Genomic DNA, 15527 nt, shown 5'->3' with positions numbered 1-15527 from the left:
AGAGTGGCCCTTGAAACCCATAATCGTTTCCGTACCCCTATAATGCTATTCATTTTTTTATACATTCCTATCCTGGTGTGGGTTGCAGAGTTTCCGTTTTTTACTGAATTAGCCGAAAAAATCACGCTAAGCAAAAAATATAATAAGCTGTCGATATAGACAGCCCTTTACATAATTATCTTTATTGGAATCAAAATAAGCTTACACATCCAAGCTGTTGATGATAGCTAATATTTGATGATCTGTCCATTTGCCATTAATCCTTATATTTTCTTTCGCTATACCTTCTTTTTTAAATCCCACTTTTTCTAATACACGAATAGATGCTAAATTATCAAGCATCGCTCCTGCTTCAATTCTATGTAACTTTAATTCCCTAAAAGCAAAATCTACAACAAGTTGAAGAGCCTCTGTTGTATAGCCCTTTGCATTATGCTTCTTATCTAAAGTAAATCCCGTATAACAGCTTTGGAGATCTCCCCTAACAATTTGAGTTAATGAAATGTCTCCGATAAGCTTATCATTTTCTCTTAAAAAGATTCCAAAAGGGTATACTTGCCCTTCAGCTGTCTTTTTTAGAGCTTGTTCAAGACGTATTTTTTGATGTTCTTCTGTATAAAAAACTTCTGGGAGCAATGGACAAACTCGTTGAAAAAATTCGCGATTTCTAATATGTAAGTTAGCTAACTCGTTGGCATCATCAGTTTTATAAAGCCGAATATAAATGTGCTTCCCTACTAGTTTCATAACATCCCTCCAACATTTTTATATGTCTAATAAGGAAAAAATATACCGTATACTATATACAGTTGGATATTATCAGGAATCATTTTGCACGAAAGAAAAGACACTCTATATGAGTGTCTTTTCCAATAGTTTTTAGCAGAAGCAAGAAGCTCCAACGATGATTAATAAAATGAATAACACAACTAATAAAGCAAAGCCTCCAGAAAAGCCACAACCGCCACAACTACCACCATAACCCATAATAGTTCCTCCTTTAGATAAGAGGGGAAAACTAAGGTTCACTCATGTATTTTAATGGATTCGTTTCATCTTATGTTTTTTCGTATTGATTGAGCAGGTCCTTTCGAAAACTATTCACATATTAACTATATTTTTAAAAATGAATAATTAAACTATAACAATAAATAGATAAATTAATATAATGTATTAATTCTAAAAGAAGGGAGGAATAGCCATGCAATTAGTTTGTTTTAAAATAGTAAGTGGTCAGTATTTCTTATTTGTAGAAGGTATTCAAATTCCTGTACCAATTCCAGCAGTTGCTGCAGCTTTATTAATTGGTTTAGGAGTAATTCCACTTTGTTCTTAATGTAAGGAATTCGGATCATTCCTATCTTTCCATTGGAAAAGCCTCAAGTATATGAATACTTGAGGCTTTTCTTATAATTGAGAAAGACACTTTAACGTGGCTGAAGATCTCCTGATTTAACTAATGCGGCCGTTACATCATCACCGAAAGTATTGAAACAGAATACTTTCTCGTCTATCTTATCCATTACTGTAGCTTCACCTATCTTGCCACCTTGAAGTTTAATAAAATAGTTATGTTCTTCTAAAATTTTACTAAAATCTCTGTTTGCCCATCTTTCAGTAATTGCTAATAGCTCTTCTTTATTCTTGAAATTGTTTCCGTTTAGAATGTTTCTTACTTTCTCTGCATTCTTTTTGGACATAGGGGTTGCTCCCTTTCCTTCACACGCTTTTACTTTTTGATGAGTCATGCTATGCATAGCTGAAATAACTTCTTCTTCAGTAGAAGTTACTGTAATGTGAAGTTGTGCATTTGAGCCTTTCACTTCTGCTTCATTCGATAGTGTGTCTTCTTTATTAAGCTCTGCAAAAACATGGTCCTCACTCTCAAGCGGGACTTCAGCAAACTGTAACATTCCATAAGTCATACCAGTTGCAAGTACTACTACACCTATAATAGATGCTAGCCAATACGTTAGCTTCTTGTCCATCTTCATTTCCCCTGTCTTCGTTTACATATCTTAACTAAAGAATACCATATTAAATTCCTTTTTATTGAAGTGTCTCTAATTTTCACTATAAAAAACGTTCAAATCGCTTAATATAAATATAACAACTTCACAATCATGACTATGCCTATTCTCATAACAGGATCTATATACGATGTCACTAAATCATCTGGTGAACTATTAGTTATTAGTACGGCTTTGCATCCTTATTCTCAAAAAGGATAATTATTGTACATACCAATTCTTATGTATGAAGACCCCAAAACAAGTGTTACGAAAAAAATATAAAAAAGACATCTTTTCTAGGGAAAGATGCCTTTTTTATATAAACCTTAATGTTCGTTCTGTAAAACCCTCGCTGCCTTTACTCCTTCTTTCTCTTCTTTTAAGAATAACGATACGATAAATGCAACAATAATAAAGATTAACCCAAGTGCAAATGCACCTTGGAACCCTGACGTTAAACCGTTTAACTTCTCTACTGGATCCAGTGGATTTGCGGAGCTTTCCATATACTTAGTTGTTCCTGAAGACATTTTCGAAATAAAGATAGCTGTACCAATTGCACCAGCTACTTGTTGCAACGTACTAAATAGTGCTGTTCCGTGCGGATATAAATCTGGTGTTAATTGATTTAAACCGTATGTTTGTGCTGTCATGACAAACATGAGTCCAACCATTAATACGCTGTGCATGACAATAATTTGTACCATTGATGTATCAGGAGTAATGCCTTTAAATAAGAACATTGCAATTCCTACTAAGACAATGCCGGGAACGATAATAACTTTCGGACTAAATTTATCAAATAGTTTACCTGCGATTGGTCCCATTATGGCGCTAATAACACTTCCCGGAAGCATGATAATTCCTGATTTAAAAGCTGTAACGAGTAAAACGGTTTGCAGGAACATCGGTAATAAAGTCATCGTTGAAAATAACGACATCATCACAATGACAATTAATCCAACTGATAATGTAAACATCGGAACTTTAAATGCTCGTAATTCTAAAATTGGATTCTCAATTTTCAATTGTCGAACGGCAAAAATACATAATGAGATAAGCCCAACAATTAAAGTGCCATACACTTTTGCATCGGACCATCCTAAATCACCCGATGCACTAAAGCTATACACAAGCCCGCCAAATCCTAATGTCGATAAAAGGATAGATGGGTAATCTACTTTTGGCCTTGTTAACTCTGAAACATTTTGAATGTACTTCATCCCAATCATAATGGAAATAATCACGATAGGAATAACAATATAGAATAACCAGCGCCAATTTAATGAATCCACAATTACTCCAGATAATGTAGGGCCAATTGCCGGAGCTGCCATCATCACGAGTGCGATTAACCCCATTGTCGCACCACGTTTTTCAGGTGGACAAATGATTAAAATCGTATTCATTAATAACGGTGTAATTAACCCCGTCGCTACAGCTTGGACGATACGGCCAATTAATAAAACGGAAAATGTCGGTGCGAATCCCGCAATTAATGTACCGACTAAAAACGTTACCATAGCGATCAAAAACATTTGTCTCGTTGTGAGCCATTGCTGAAGTAATGCTGTAATTGGAACTAAAACCCCAACTACTAACATGTATGCTGTAGAAAGCCATTGAATCGTTGAAGCCGTTACGTCAAATTCTTTCATTAATACCGTTAACGCATTTCCAAGTAATGTTTCATTTAATAATGCAACCATTGCACCTAAAAGTAATGCAATTAAAATGGGGGTATGTTTCAAATTAGAAGTATCAACTTTGCCACTTGTAGGGCTCTTAGTTGTCATATTCATTTACAGATTCTCCTCCTGTTTCTTACTTAAAAAACTTTAAATACACCAGAACACATGTAATATAATATACATATGTAGATTAAAAAGGGAGAATCAATTTTCAGCCACTGTATATTTAATCTACAAAAAAGGAGAATTGTAGATGAATGATAATGAAAAACAACTTGATTTACGTATTAGACGTACACATAAATTACTGTGGGATTCCTTATTTGAATTAATGACGCAATCAAAACAGAAATATAGTACGATTACGATTAACCAAATATGTGACCGCGCAATGGTACACCGAACAACCTTTTATAAACACTTCGAAGATAAAGATGCTTTATTAGCATTTGGATTTAAACGATATAGCAAGATGATTGCTGAAATACCGGTTTCAGATCGATTAAGTAAACCATTTCAAGTAATGGAACAATTTCTACACCATGAAGAAATCGGTAAAATATTAGAGACACAAATGTCTGATGAACAATTTATTAACCGGACACAGTATTTAAGTCACGAAACGAGAAAACAAGAAATAGAAGCGTTACATCAACTGCGCAAAAATCATACGATGCCAAATGATCTAATCATTGAATTTTATTCAGGGGCAATCACCTCATTAAGCGCATGGTGGTTTAAAAATGAAAGAAGCGTTTCTGCGGCTGAAATGGATAGGTATCTCCACCAACTTATTAACCGGGATATTTTTCAGTTTGAAGAGGAATAACTTCCCCATCAAAAAAAGGCTGTTTTATAAACAGCCTTTTTTTGATGGAATAAAACGTCGATAAATTTAAGTTACAAATATTCAGAATTGACATTAAAATTAAGAATGGGGATAGGGGTATGGGATTTTAAATTTTATACATAACGAGGGAATAGAAATGAAACTACAATTAAAAGCGGATTTAGGGCTACTACTAGTTACATTCTTTTGGGGTGCATCCATCTTACTTACAAAGGTTGGACTTGAAGGCATTGAAGAATATAATTTAATCGCATTACGATTTATTATCGCCTTTCTTTTATCAGGTTTAATATTTTACAAACATTTATTCAAAATCGATTTTAAAACTGTAAAATATGCATTTATACTCGCTTCTGTCTTATTTATCGTTTACATTTTCGCAACTTTCGGTACAAAGTACACAAGTGTTTCTAATGCTGGTTTCTTACTATGTCTCACAGTCATTTTCATTCCGATCTTATCAGCTATATTTTTAAAACACATTCCGGAAAAGAAAGTTATAGTAGGAATCATTTTAACGATAATAGGAATCGGCTTATTAACATTAACGAGCGAATTCAAGATCGGTAACGGCGATATATTTTGCATACTGTCAGCCTTATTTTATGCAATCCACGTCATCATCACTGGCAGCGTAACAAAACATGTGAACTCCATTGCGCTTGGAGTCATACAACTCGGCTTCGTCGGCCTATTTAGTCTTATTTTTTCATTCATTATCGAAACGCCAAAACTTCCTAGCACAACCAACTCATGGCTAATCATCCTAGCCTTAAGCATATTTTGCACCGCAGTCGCTTTCATCGTGCAAGTTATCGCCCAGCAATACACGACGCCTACACATACAGGACTTATCTTCTCATTAGAACCTGTCTTTTCCGCAGGCTTTGCTTTCATTTTCACAGGTGAAACGCTGACAGGAAAAGGATACTTAGGGGCTACGCTTATATTATTGAGTGTGTTAATTGCTGAGTTGGATTTTAAGAGTTTGTTGAGGCCTAATTATAAGAAGAATATAGAGTAAACATTTCAATATAATCAATAAACATACCCCAGAAAAATATGAGTTTATATTATTTTCATTCTCTTCACTTAGATTTTCTTTTTAGATGCTATCTTCAAACAAGGTAGCATCTAAAAAATGTTAAAAGGAATTTTCTCCCTAGTGTCTTCTTATATTTTATGTAATCTGCGTATTTAACCTTTTCTACGTTCTTTAATTACTTACTGAATATAGTCATACAGATTCTTCGCTAATAATAAACAAGTTACTGTAATGAAAAGAGCACGAACATACCCGCTTCCTTTTTTTATAGCAAATTTGGAGCCAACAATCCCTCCAGCAATTTGAGCAATCTCCATTATAAAACCATATGCATAGTTTACTTGCCCTACATACATAAACATCAACAATGCACCAACATTACTTCCTAAATTAAGAAGCTTCGCATTACCTGCTGCTTTTAAAAAATCATACCCAATAAATAAAAGAGAAAACATTAAAAACGAACCTGTTCCAGGACCTAGAAATCCATCATAAAAACCAATAGCAAAAACAAAGAAGGTAAAAATAATGACGTGTCGACCAGACAATTTCTTATGAGTGGAAATACTACCCCAATCCTTTTGGAATATCGTATAAATAGCGACCGCACCAAGCATAATCAACATCAATGGCTTCAGTACTTCTGGATTCATTAAATGAACGGTCCATGCCCCTATTATGGAACCTATGAAAGTGAGCGGAACTAATTTAAACGCCGATTTCAAATCAAGATTACCAGAACGATAAAACACAATATTACTAGTTGCACTTCCCATTGTCGACGCTAGTTTATTCGTAGCTACTGCACTTGCTGGATTCAGTCCTGTAAATAATAAAGCTGGTAAAGCAATGAGTCCACCACCACCTACAACTGAATCAATAAATGCAGCTACAAATCCAAAAACAATCAAAATCATTAATACAGATGGGTCTAAATAAAAATCCATACTATTAACCTCCCCTTTAGTCACTACTCGAATAGTAACTAATAATTTGCTAAATGTAAACAGTTATTGTAACGTTGAAATATAAAGTGAAACTTTAATCAGTGGGGGGGTTTGTTCATCCCCCACTGATTATTAGTTGAACCAATCGGGCTTTTACGGGCAGTTGATCCCCACCTAACTTCTTTGCTTCCGCTGAATTTTGAGGTGGGGGTCTTACTGCCCGTTAATGCGGGATAAAAGCAAACATCGGAGGACGAAAAAAGTGGACTACATAGTGCAACAGCTTAAAAAAATTGGTTTCAATGAATATGAAGCTAAATCTTATGTATCTCTTGTTAAACAAGGGCCTGTCACAGCCTACCAAGTGAGTAAAGATTCGGGTGTCCCAAGAGCGCGAATTTATGAGATTTTAGGTAACCTTGTAGAAAAAGGAATTGTCATGAAAGAAGAAATAAATGACACCACTCGCTATTCACCTCTACCTGTTGAAATCTTTTTACAGAAGGCGCAATCAGAATGGCAGTCTACATATGAAGGAATAAGTGATTCATTAAAAAAACTAGAAACTTCCGAAGAAAAAACAGATAATCGAGTGATTACTTTAAAAGACAATCAAACAATCATTAGCTATTGTCAGGCATTAATAAAAAAAGCAGAACGACGTATTGTCATTTCAATGTGGGATGAGATGTATGAAGCGTTAAAAGAAGATCTATCTGAAGTAGCTGATAAAGTTACAATACAAGGTATTACCCTACATGTTGAAAATCCCATTAAAAATCTAGAAGCCCATCGCATAACACCTTATACAGAAACCTTGTCTACAGAACATTGGTTTATTGTATCGATAGATTCTAAAGAGATGATTTATGGACCATCACTTGAAGAGCGTAATATTGCTTTTTATACAGATGACCCCGTTCATATATACCTATTAGAGGATTATGTATGGCATGATGTTTTAGTAAATCGACTTGTCCGACGTAGCCAAGATGACTTGCAGCAATGGATTACTGCAGAGAGAAGATCTTTCTTTATGGGGAAATGAGGAATATATTCAAGAGCAAACCAAAAGATTTGCGTATTAAACCTAACAACTTCTCCGTACAAAAATAGCCGACTATTATATAATAAATATTCGGCTATTTTTGTATAAATTTATACAGACGCTGCCATTACCCCAGCGATTAATGAGATAAACGCTTCTCCCACTCTTTCACCTTTTCAATTGTTACATCTAATTTTTTAGCTATTTCTTCTACACTCATTCCTTTAAAGAGCATTCCAGCTGCCGAAAGTGCTTTATCAATTTCTTCTTGCTTCTCTTGCTCATATAAACGACCTACTTTTGTCATCCGTAACCACTCCTTTACCTTTTTATATGCTTTCTTCTATTTTATCATCCAATCTCCACAAACCGCCCAAACTCCTTCAAAAACCTCAGCTTAAAACTCCCCACAGGCCCATTCCGATGCTTCGCCACATGAATCTCCGTCATCTCTTTCTGCTTCGTTTCCTTATCGTAATAATCCTCGCGATACATAAGTATAATGACATCCGCATCTTGCTCAATCTGTCCCGTCTCTCTTAAATCTGATAAAAGCGGACGCTTATCTTGCCGCGACTCTACAGAACGAGATAACTGTGATAACGCTACTACACAAACATTTAACTCACGTGCTAATAACTTAAGCTTACGAGAAATCTCACTAATTTCTTGAAATCGATTGCCCTTATGCTTCGGATCGCCCGTAATAAGCTGCAAGTAATCTACAATAATTAAAATCTTTTTATCACCGTGCTTCCTCTTTAACTTACGAGTTTGCATCCAAATATCTTGTACCGTAACGCCTGCATTGTCGTAAATCTCAAATGGCAACTCACCAATCTCCGCAAACGCCTTACTTACCTTCTCCCAATCTTCCATCGCAAAACGATGCTTCGGATTTTTCAGCCTGCCTCCTGACACTTCACCTACACAAGAAGCCATCCTTTTTAACAATTGCTTACTACTCATCTCTAACGAAAACAATCCAACCGCCGCTCCAGACTTTGCCGCATGCAGTCCAACATTAAGCGCAAACGCAGTCTTCCCCATAGAAGGACGCGCACCAAGAACGACAAAATCACCTTCCTGCAATCCGCACGTCATTTTATTTAACGATGTATAACCAGTCTCAATACCTGTAATCTCTTTTACATCTTGATGAAGCTCTTCATATAAATCAACTAACGCATCCTTCAAATCAAACTCACATACACAATCCTTTTCCTCTAACTCACAAAGTGCTGTAATCGTCTCACCAATAATCTTCTCACTCTTCTCCGCAATAAGACGCTCTCCCATTTTGTGCCCAAGAACACCGGCCTGATACATTTTCCAGGCACCTCGAACAAGCCCCTCATAATAAGAGAAATTGCTAGTAGTAGGCACACCATCCATTAACCCTATAAAATACTCCATTCCCCCGATACCCTCTAAAAACTTCGGATCTACCCGAGAAATGAACGTCACAAGATCAATCGGTTGCCCCTCTCCTTCCATCTTTCGCATTAACTGAAATATAGACTTATGTACTGGCATAGAAAAATACTGCTCCGTCAAACGGCACTCCTTAATAAGCTCTCCATCAATTAATAGAGAACCTAACACCGTCTTCTCCGCCTCCACATTTTGAATACTCATGGTCGCCACCCGCGCTCCGCTAAAAAGCGCTGCAACTCCTCCTCAGATGGCGCATTCTTCTCCCACTCCTCACACCTCGCCAAAAACTCCTCCGTCTCCCCCGTACTAACAGACAACTCCTTCTTCCGAAACTTAGCCGTATCCGCCTCAACCTCACACACTTTCGTAAACCCTTTCCCGTGCCACCCACGCAGAATCCCCTTCACATAAGCAATCGTCCGCTTATTATTCTCAAACGCAATTTGAAGAGCCTTCAGCACAAGCTCCTCCGACAAATCATCCATCCACGCACTCATTTCCTCCACCGCAAAAGGAGACAAACTACCGAAATGTTGCTCATAAAAAGAAAACACGCGACTTCCCGTTTCTTCCTCTATAACCTCTTCTTCCTCTGTCTCCTCACAAACTGGATCTGGCTCAACATCATCCACAGCCAAATCACCAGGCATACCGAAATGTGCTAAAAGCATCGGAACATTCAGCTCCTCCTCTACGCACTTCTGAAGAAACATATGTACAAACTCCTTATTCTTCACACCCTTAAGCTCACGAAGCACACACTTCTCCACATTCGTATTCGTCACCGGATTATAACGAAGCCAATTCAAAACGAATAACTCCCGCGTCTCCGCATCATAAAGAATCTTCCCATAATCAATGAAGCGCTGCACAAGCTTATCAACAGTCTCCCGATTATAACCCGTCTCCATCTCCGCTAACCGCTTCGGAAAAGGAAAAATCCCACACTGCGTCGTCTTCGAACAAGTTAACAAATAAACATAAAAATACCGCTCCTCCGGCGTCAAATCCAAAACAAAATCATCCTGCCAAAAATTCACCTGCACAGTACGATACACCGCCATCCTAATTCCTCCCGTCTCCGTTCAAAAGTAAAAGCCTCTTCATAATATATATGGGAGACTGGCTGGGTTTTTGGCGTGTTATTTCAAAAATTTTTTTGACTACTACTACGGTGTTTGTTGGTGTTTTTGTTTTGTTGTGTTTTTTCTTAGTGATTTATTACTTGGTAGGGGCTTGTAAGGGGCTTATGAGGGGCTAGTTATCGGTTACTTCAATTAGAAAGACTCGATCTGAGAAGCCGCCTCTTTCTTTTGCTTTCTTTTTACGGATGTTGTTGATTTCTTCTAGTGTTGTGCCTTCTTGTTCAACTAGGGCGTTTATTAGTTCTAGTAGGTCGGATAGTTCGTCTAGTTTATGAGGTTTTGTTTTTGCTTCGATGTATTCTGTTAGTTCTTCTTGTGTTTTCTTGCAGAGTTCTTTTATGTATTCGTCTTCGGGTAGGATTCTTGTTGTTGGTGTTTTTCCGTTGGATTTTATTATTTGTGGGATTTTGTTTCGGATTAGTTTGTTGTAGGTTGGCATGTGGGTTTCCTCCGTTTGGTTTTTCTTCTATTTACATTTATAGCCCTTGGTAAATCTTCAAAGATCTCATTAGGCATAAACACTGGTTCTTTTTCACTTGTTCAAATGTAGTTTCTATGTGTGAATAGCATTGATATTGGGAGGTAAAACACACAATACCAATGCTCCATATCATATCAGTTAGACACGGGGATTAACTTTAATAACATTGTTGTTATAGCTTCGGAACATTTTCTTCCAAAATAGTAATTCTGTTGTACTAATGCATATCTATATAGAACCTGTAAAAAAGAAAGTTGCTACAAATAAATGCAGCAACTTTCTTTATGAATATTCAATTTGCAACTATAAAAATCGTCCTAATTCTTAAGTATGGAGTTTACAGATAGATGTCCATAGCTTTAATACGATTTAAGTTTTCAAGGACATTGAAAATGGGGAATTTTTCAACAATTACTTCAGGAGTACCAGCATTTTCTAATCTATGAAGGTAATTTACTTTAACAATGAAATAATTTTCTTTGTAACTCGCCATTTCTTTTAATTCATTTCTTGTAATTGAATAGTAACCACTATTATTAAAGCTTGTCTTCACTTCTAATTGTAATGATTTCGCTTTAGTACTCACTTTAATATCATGACCTAATGATAAATCTCGAAAATCTCCATCGCCTGAATCGTATTCTAAATTACTCCATTCGGTTTTAGTAATTTCTTCTTTACTTTTAATACCAAGCGCTTCTAATAGTTTTTCATGTCCGTTTAACAATAATTTATATACAAACTTCTCTCCAGTCCAACCAATTAATTGTTGGTTTTTCTTACTTAGATTATTTTTTTCTTTAATCTGAGTAAGAGGCTTAGCATTTAATGATGTATTTCCATCTTTTTCATTACGATTCCGAGTCTCTACTTTTACCCCGTTAAGATTTCTAAATAAATCTTCATTACATATTGTTAAAAAATCTTCTACTTGGTCATTAATATATTTTTTTCCATCATTAGAGTGTAACACTTCACTCTCAACAATCTCCTGTTCTGAATTGGTATCATCAATATATGTACCTTGAGAAGATTCTTTAATAATAGAAATAAATTCATCCTCTTCAATCAGTTTAGGACCAAGTTTTGTTCGAGACAATTTTTTATTAAGATTCCATACCCTAAACATTTCGTAACCGTTATGAAAAATCTCACTAGGTATATTCTCCAGAATATTATCTAACTTAATTCGATTCTTCGTTAGTCTCAGTTTACTTTTTAATACGAATACCGAATCAAACTTAACAATCAATTCATATTGACTATCGTTCCAATTTTTTAATCCTTCTTTTGAATTTATATATTTGTCGTATAGAGTGGCTATTGAGTCTATAAATTCGTATCCTTCTGAATCTCTTCCAATAAAACAAACATAATCTCCTATACCCATCGCATCAAAATTACTTTTATTTTTTGGTCCTGATTTAAATGCCCAATAACTAGCATCGAGCTTTTCCCCATCAAAAGTAATTTTATTTAATACAGCATTATTATAATTTTCTAGTGTTCCCTCATTTCGAATAGGTACATACCAAATTTTGTTACCACCTAAATTTAGAACATTGATTACTTCCATAATTCTTTTATCCACCATATCAAAACCTCCCCCTCTAAATCGTGACACGAAATAACGACCACGAATAATCATTTTACAAACCTATGATATCAAGTTACATTAATCGTGTCAAAAAAGTTGTGTAACGATTATAAATTTGTGAATAACCAGCTGGAAATATCATAACTTAATGTCATAAATGAACGCAGAAGATATAATGTATATCACTAATTTTACAAAATAACCCAATTTATATATATCTGTTGAATCTGAAATAACCGAACTTGGATTAGAGCATTATTTCGAATATGCACTGGGTGATATAATATATACTGGAGATAAAAAAAAATGGTATAACATACACACAGACAGGCACTCTTAAGACAAAAATTATTGATAAGAAAGTTTTAACAACTAAGCAAGATATTAAAGATTTTAAAGATAGTATAAACAAGTTATCTTTTAAAATTAATAAAGAAAAAAACGATATTAAAAAAGAGAAACAAAGGCAACAACAAGAAAAAATAAGAGTAGAAAACGAAAGAAGAGAAGAAGAATTACGCCAAAGTTATGAGAGACTACAGAAACCCCAATATGCTTATATTACATTAGATGAATTCCAACAACTACAATTGGGCATGACATATGAGGAATGTATAAAACTTATTGGTGATGAAGGGAAATTAACCTCCGAAAGTTATAATTATAAAATATATGAATTTGAAGCTTTATCTGGTAAAGGTATCGCACTACTAAGCTTTTATAACAATAAATTGGAATCTAAAACACAAAATAGTTTAAATTAAACAGTAATTCTTCTTAAGTTTTAATGTCTTCCCACCTACAAATACAATTTCACAAAAAGTCCCTTCTTTATTATTAAGAGGGGACTTTTACACTTATATATCAATATCTAAGAGGCTATCTTGTCATTCAATTAGCTCACAGAATTTAAAATAAAAATATTTGTTCAATCATTTTTTCATATCCTTCTAAAAATATTGTTACATTAATAATTTTTCGTTACTCAATATAAAAATAGCAATACTCCACACCCCAAAACACAAAACTAATGTACATACGGTATCCTTTCGGCTACTATTTTCTATTTGATGTGTCATCAAATTTAAAAAATTCAGTTTGGAGTTCCATCCAATAGTTAATGTCTTTAACATCTTTAACAGTACTCACCAATTTCTTTTTAGTAAAATCTATTACATAAAAAGCATCTATCCATTCATTTACACCTTTATTCCTCATATTATTAATCTTCTGTTCAATTAACACCCCATAATCTTTTTCTCTATATTTAGAAAAAGAATTTAGTTCCTGATAATTTATCTTGTACTTTTTATAAATTAGTTTTTTTCCAGCTATATAAAAAGCCTCCTCGCCCATAACAGTATATTGTTTAAAAGCAAAATTATCTTTAAAAGGATTAGCTAGATAATTCAAAAAATCTTCTAAACTAGGTACCTTAGAAAAGTCCCACCAATGCTTTATTATAAAATTAACCCCTGTCTTGCTTAATCTATTTATATCCTGGATTAAAACAACAGGATAAGCAAAAAATCTCCAGAAATCTTCTCGAGTTAAAATGGGAACATTTTCATTTAAATGTACTCCAGAAAACTTCCCTTCATTTGTTAATAAAAATCCCTTTACCTCTTCAAAATCAGGTACATCAATATTCTTTTCTTTTTTTAATTTAGCAATAAATAAATCTTTATTTCTTTCAATAAATTTACAAATATAATCCACTTGTATAATGCCATCATATGTATAATTTAATTTTCTTAAATTACTTATACTTTCAAATTTCTTCATAGTGTGTTTGACATCAGCAATAAATAATGTTTTTTCATACATAAACATCAAATCAATCTCTATTGATAAATCTTTAAACTCTATATTCTTTGGATAGACTAAAAATTCGTTATTGTTCTTAAACAGTAAATTTTTTACTACCTTTAAATCATCTATAAGTTCAGCTTCATAAAACTTCTTATCTATGACTTTAGGAACAATATTATTTAGCAAATATGTAAATTCAATATCTGTGCCCCAATTTAAAATCAAATATTGAGATTTATACTTTTGAACAGGATACAAGTACAAATCAACTTTCTCTATATTCGATACAAAATAGTTCTCAAGAACTTTGTAAAACTGTTCCTTTGAAATAATCTTTTTAAAATCCTTGTTGATAATTCTCTCATAATTTATCCTTAACCAAGTTGATTTAGATGTATTAATATTATCAACAAATTCGCAAATACTATCCCAGACATTATAAATATCTTGAATAGTAATACCATTTTCTATTTCATCATCTACTTTATATCCAAAATCTTTATACAGAAATTCTAAACTTGTTTTTCTGAATAATGACCGGGTAAATCGCTCACCTCTTCTATCTAAAGATATCATTCTTCGCTGTTGTCTGTTAGCCTCATATAAAATCGACACTAAGTCGAGATTATTATCGGAGGATTCGAAAGTATAACAATTTTCATTTAATGAAAAATTGTATCTTCCACTTAATAAATCAAAAAAGTTATTCTTAAACTCTATTATCAAGCCGTATTCCATTATTAGCCTTTTTACAAACTCTTCATTATTATTTCCACACCTAATTTCCTGCTTTTTCTCTAATTCTATGCTATCAGCTAATAAATTAGTGTCGTATAAAAATTGACTATATATTTCTAAACACTTTTCATTTGAATGCCTTTTATATTCTTGGAAAATCAATTGTTCAAAATAATATAGTAGATTTTTTATGTCCTTTTTATTTTTACTAAGTAACTCATTTATCATTTGATTCTTATTTTCTCTTGATTTTTGATAAGCTGGTAAAAAATCCACGTATATTTTTTTTATATTTTGACAGAAATTCAACGCTTCATTAGAAAAATTAGAACAAATATACTCATCCTTTTCTATTAACTCCAAAAATTCATAGACTCTTTTGTAATCTTCCCCGGTAACTACTCAGCCACCTTTTGGTGTCTTTTTTTAATTTTACTAGTTTCATATGCCTCCCATTTGTAAATACTGAGTATATCAAACAGGGGGGTGAATAGGATGGTCGATCGAAAAATCATTTTAGATGCATATAAAAAAGGACCTGAAGCTGTTATTTCTTTATTTGAAGAAACATTCTCTAAGTTAGAAAAACGGATTCAAGAACTAGAACATGCTTCAAAAAAAAACTCTACAAATAGTCATAAACCACCTTCTACAGATGGTTTGCGTAAACCTGTTACAAAAAGTTTGCGCAAATCCTCCCAGCGTCCAACCGGTGGCCAGTTGG

Annotated in this window: 16 protein-coding genes; 5 read left to right on the top strand and 11 right to left on the bottom strand. The window is 34.1% G+C overall.

Features of this window, described 5'->3' with window-relative positions:
* Positions 1 to 201 precede the first annotated feature (201 nt).
* Positions 202 to 747 (bottom strand): GNAT family N-acetyltransferase, encoded by a 546-nt coding sequence (locus ATL10_RS09860; RefSeq protein WP_071731849.1) that lies wholly within the window; start codon positions 745 to 747, stop codon positions 202 to 204.
* A gap of 132 nt (positions 748 to 879) precedes the next feature.
* On the bottom strand, positions 880 to 987 hold the full coding sequence (locus ATL10_RS09855) for a YjcZ family sporulation protein (RefSeq protein WP_000540375.1): 108 nt from the start codon (positions 985 to 987) through the stop codon (positions 880 to 882).
* 214 nt (positions 988 to 1201) lie between these two features.
* On the opposite strand from ATL10_RS09855, the gene ATL10_RS31825 reads away from it, so the two are divergent.
* Positions 1202 to 1336: a hypothetical protein gene (locus ATL10_RS31825; protein ID WP_001177693.1), complete on the top strand. Its 135-nt coding sequence runs from the start codon at positions 1202 to 1204 to the stop codon at positions 1334 to 1336.
* A 91-nt stretch (positions 1337 to 1427) separates the two neighbouring features.
* Here the strand turns inward: ATL10_RS31825 and ATL10_RS09850 are convergent, their stop codons facing one another.
* Both ATL10_RS09850 and ATL10_RS09845 read right to left on the bottom strand, forming a co-directional pair.
* On the bottom strand, positions 1428 to 1988 hold the full coding sequence (locus ATL10_RS09850; RefSeq protein WP_110496839.1) for a PRK06770 family protein: 561 nt from the start codon (positions 1986 to 1988) through the stop codon (positions 1428 to 1430).
* A 350-nt stretch (positions 1989 to 2338) separates the two neighbouring features.
* Positions 2339 to 3814, bottom strand: a complete 1476-nt coding sequence (locus tag ATL10_RS09845) for an MDR family MFS transporter (RefSeq protein ID WP_001057560.1) — start codon at positions 3812 to 3814, stop codon at positions 2339 to 2341.
* Positions 3815 to 3956: 142 nt separating this feature from the next.
* Between ATL10_RS09845 and ATL10_RS09840 the strand changes: the two genes are divergently transcribed.
* Together ATL10_RS09840 and ATL10_RS09835 are read left to right on the top strand one after the other, a co-directional pair.
* Positions 3957 to 4532, top strand: coding sequence for a TetR/AcrR family transcriptional regulator (locus ATL10_RS09840; protein WP_090975683.1), 576 nt, complete (start codon positions 3957 to 3959; stop codon positions 4530 to 4532).
* Positions 4533 to 4689: 157 nt separating this feature from the next.
* The gene (locus ATL10_RS09835) at positions 4690 to 5577 is read left to right on the top strand and encodes a DMT family transporter (protein ID WP_110496837.1); all 888 of its coding nucleotides are present in this window, start codon (positions 4690 to 4692) and stop codon (positions 5575 to 5577) included.
* A 200-nt stretch (positions 5578 to 5777) separates the two neighbouring features.
* Here the strand turns inward: ATL10_RS09835 and ATL10_RS09830 are convergent, their stop codons facing one another.
* Positions 5778 to 6545 (bottom strand): TSUP family transporter, encoded by a 768-nt coding sequence (locus ATL10_RS09830; protein WP_110496835.1) that lies wholly within the window; start codon positions 6543 to 6545, stop codon positions 5778 to 5780.
* A gap of 262 nt (positions 6546 to 6807) precedes the next feature.
* On the opposite strand from ATL10_RS09830, the gene ATL10_RS09825 reads away from it, so the two are divergent.
* Positions 6808 to 7593, top strand: a complete 786-nt coding sequence (locus ATL10_RS09825; RefSeq protein WP_048538038.1) for a TrmB family transcriptional regulator — start codon at positions 6808 to 6810, stop codon at positions 7591 to 7593.
* Between the two features lie 139 nt (positions 7594 to 7732).
* Here ATL10_RS09825 and ATL10_RS31215 read toward each other — a convergent pair whose 3' ends face one another.
* The 6 genes from ATL10_RS31215 to ATL10_RS09795 all read right to left on the bottom strand — a co-directional run bounded on the left by ATL10_RS31215 (position 7733) and on the right by ATL10_RS09795 (position 15166).
* On the bottom strand, positions 7733 to 7900 hold the full coding sequence (locus ATL10_RS31215; protein WP_000169783.1) for a hypothetical protein: 168 nt from the start codon (positions 7898 to 7900) through the stop codon (positions 7733 to 7735).
* A 44-nt stretch (positions 7901 to 7944) separates the two neighbouring features.
* Positions 7945 to 9231 carry a replicative DNA helicase gene (gene dnaB / locus ATL10_RS09815; RefSeq protein WP_142669947.1) on the bottom strand — a complete coding sequence of 429 codons (1287 nt, stop codon included), beginning with the start codon at positions 9229 to 9231 and terminating at the stop codon, positions 7945 to 7947.
* Positions 9228 to 10094, bottom strand: a complete 867-nt coding sequence (locus tag ATL10_RS09810; RefSeq protein ID WP_110496831.1) for a DnaD domain-containing protein — start codon at positions 10092 to 10094, stop codon at positions 9228 to 9230. The genes dnaB and ATL10_RS09810 overlap by 4 nt, the downstream gene beginning before the upstream one ends.
* 193 nt (positions 10095 to 10287) lie before the next feature.
* The gene (locus ATL10_RS09805; RefSeq protein ID WP_110496829.1) at positions 10288 to 10614 is read right to left on the bottom strand and encodes a nucleoside triphosphate pyrophosphohydrolase; all 327 of its coding nucleotides are present in this window, start codon (positions 10612 to 10614) and stop codon (positions 10288 to 10290) included.
* 379 nt (positions 10615 to 10993) lie between these two features.
* The gene (locus ATL10_RS09800) at positions 10994 to 12250 is read right to left on the bottom strand and encodes a DUF3883 domain-containing protein (protein ID WP_258375769.1); all 1257 of its coding nucleotides are present in this window, start codon (positions 12248 to 12250) and stop codon (positions 10994 to 10996) included.
* A 1059-nt stretch (positions 12251 to 13309) separates the two neighbouring features.
* Positions 13310 to 15166, bottom strand: a complete 1857-nt coding sequence (locus tag ATL10_RS09795; RefSeq protein WP_110496827.1) for a hypothetical protein — start codon at positions 15164 to 15166, stop codon at positions 13310 to 13312.
* A gap of 132 nt (positions 15167 to 15298) precedes the next feature.
* Between ATL10_RS09795 and ATL10_RS09790 the strand changes: the two genes are divergently transcribed.
* The coding region (locus tag ATL10_RS09790; protein ID WP_258375768.1) for a DUF6444 domain-containing protein at positions 15299 to 15527 on the top strand (229 nt) is incomplete at its 3' end.

The sequence above is a fragment of the Bacillus sp. 196mf genome (assembly GCF_003217275.1).
Lineage (GTDB): Bacteria > Bacillota > Bacilli > Bacillales > Bacillaceae_G > Bacillus_A > Bacillus_A thuringiensis_S.
The sequence above is the reverse complement of the archived record's forward strand: the minus strand, read 5'-3'. Positions and strand labels throughout refer to the sequence as shown.

Coding starts and splice junctions, on each gene's coding strand:
- ATL10_RS09860 (WP_071731849.1), bottom strand. CDS start 747: ATGAAACTAGTAGGGAAGCACATTTATATTCGGCTTTATAAAACTGAT.
- ATL10_RS09855 (WP_000540375.1), bottom strand. CDS start 987: ATGGGTTATGGTGGTAGTTGTGGCGGTTGTGGCTTTTCTGGAGGCTTT.
- ATL10_RS31825 (WP_001177693.1), top strand. CDS start 1,202: ATGCAATTAGTTTGTTTTAAAATAGTAAGTGGTCAGTATTTCTTATTT.
- ATL10_RS09850 (WP_110496839.1), bottom strand. CDS start 1,988: ATGGACAAGAAGCTAACGTATTGGCTAGCATCTATTATAGGTGTAGTA.
- ATL10_RS09845 (WP_001057560.1), bottom strand. CDS start 3,814: ATGAATATGACAACTAAGAGCCCTACAAGTGGCAAAGTTGATACTTCT.
- ATL10_RS09840 (WP_090975683.1), top strand. CDS start 3,957: ATGAATGATAATGAAAAACAACTTGATTTACGTATTAGACGTACACAT.
- ATL10_RS09835 (WP_110496837.1), top strand. CDS start 4,690: ATGAAACTACAATTAAAAGCGGATTTAGGGCTACTACTAGTTACATTC.
- ATL10_RS09830 (WP_110496835.1), bottom strand. CDS start 6,545: ATGGATTTTTATTTAGACCCATCTGTATTAATGATTTTGATTGTTTTT.
- ATL10_RS31215 (WP_000169783.1), bottom strand. CDS start 7,900: ATGACAAAAGTAGGTCGTTTATATGAGCAAGAGAAGCAAGAAGAAATT.
- dnaB (WP_142669947.1), bottom strand. CDS start 9,231: ATGAGTATTCAAAATGTGGAGGCGGAGAAGACGGTGTTAGGTTCTCTA.
- ATL10_RS09810 (WP_110496831.1), bottom strand. CDS start 10,094: ATGGCGGTGTATCGTACTGTGCAGGTGAATTTTTGGCAGGATGATTTT.
- ATL10_RS09805 (WP_110496829.1), bottom strand. CDS start 10,614: ATGCCAACCTACAACAAACTAATCCGAAACAAAATCCCACAAATAATA.
- ATL10_RS09800 (WP_258375769.1), bottom strand. CDS start 12,250: ATGGTGGATAAAAGAATTATGGAAGTAATCAATGTTCTAAATTTAGGT.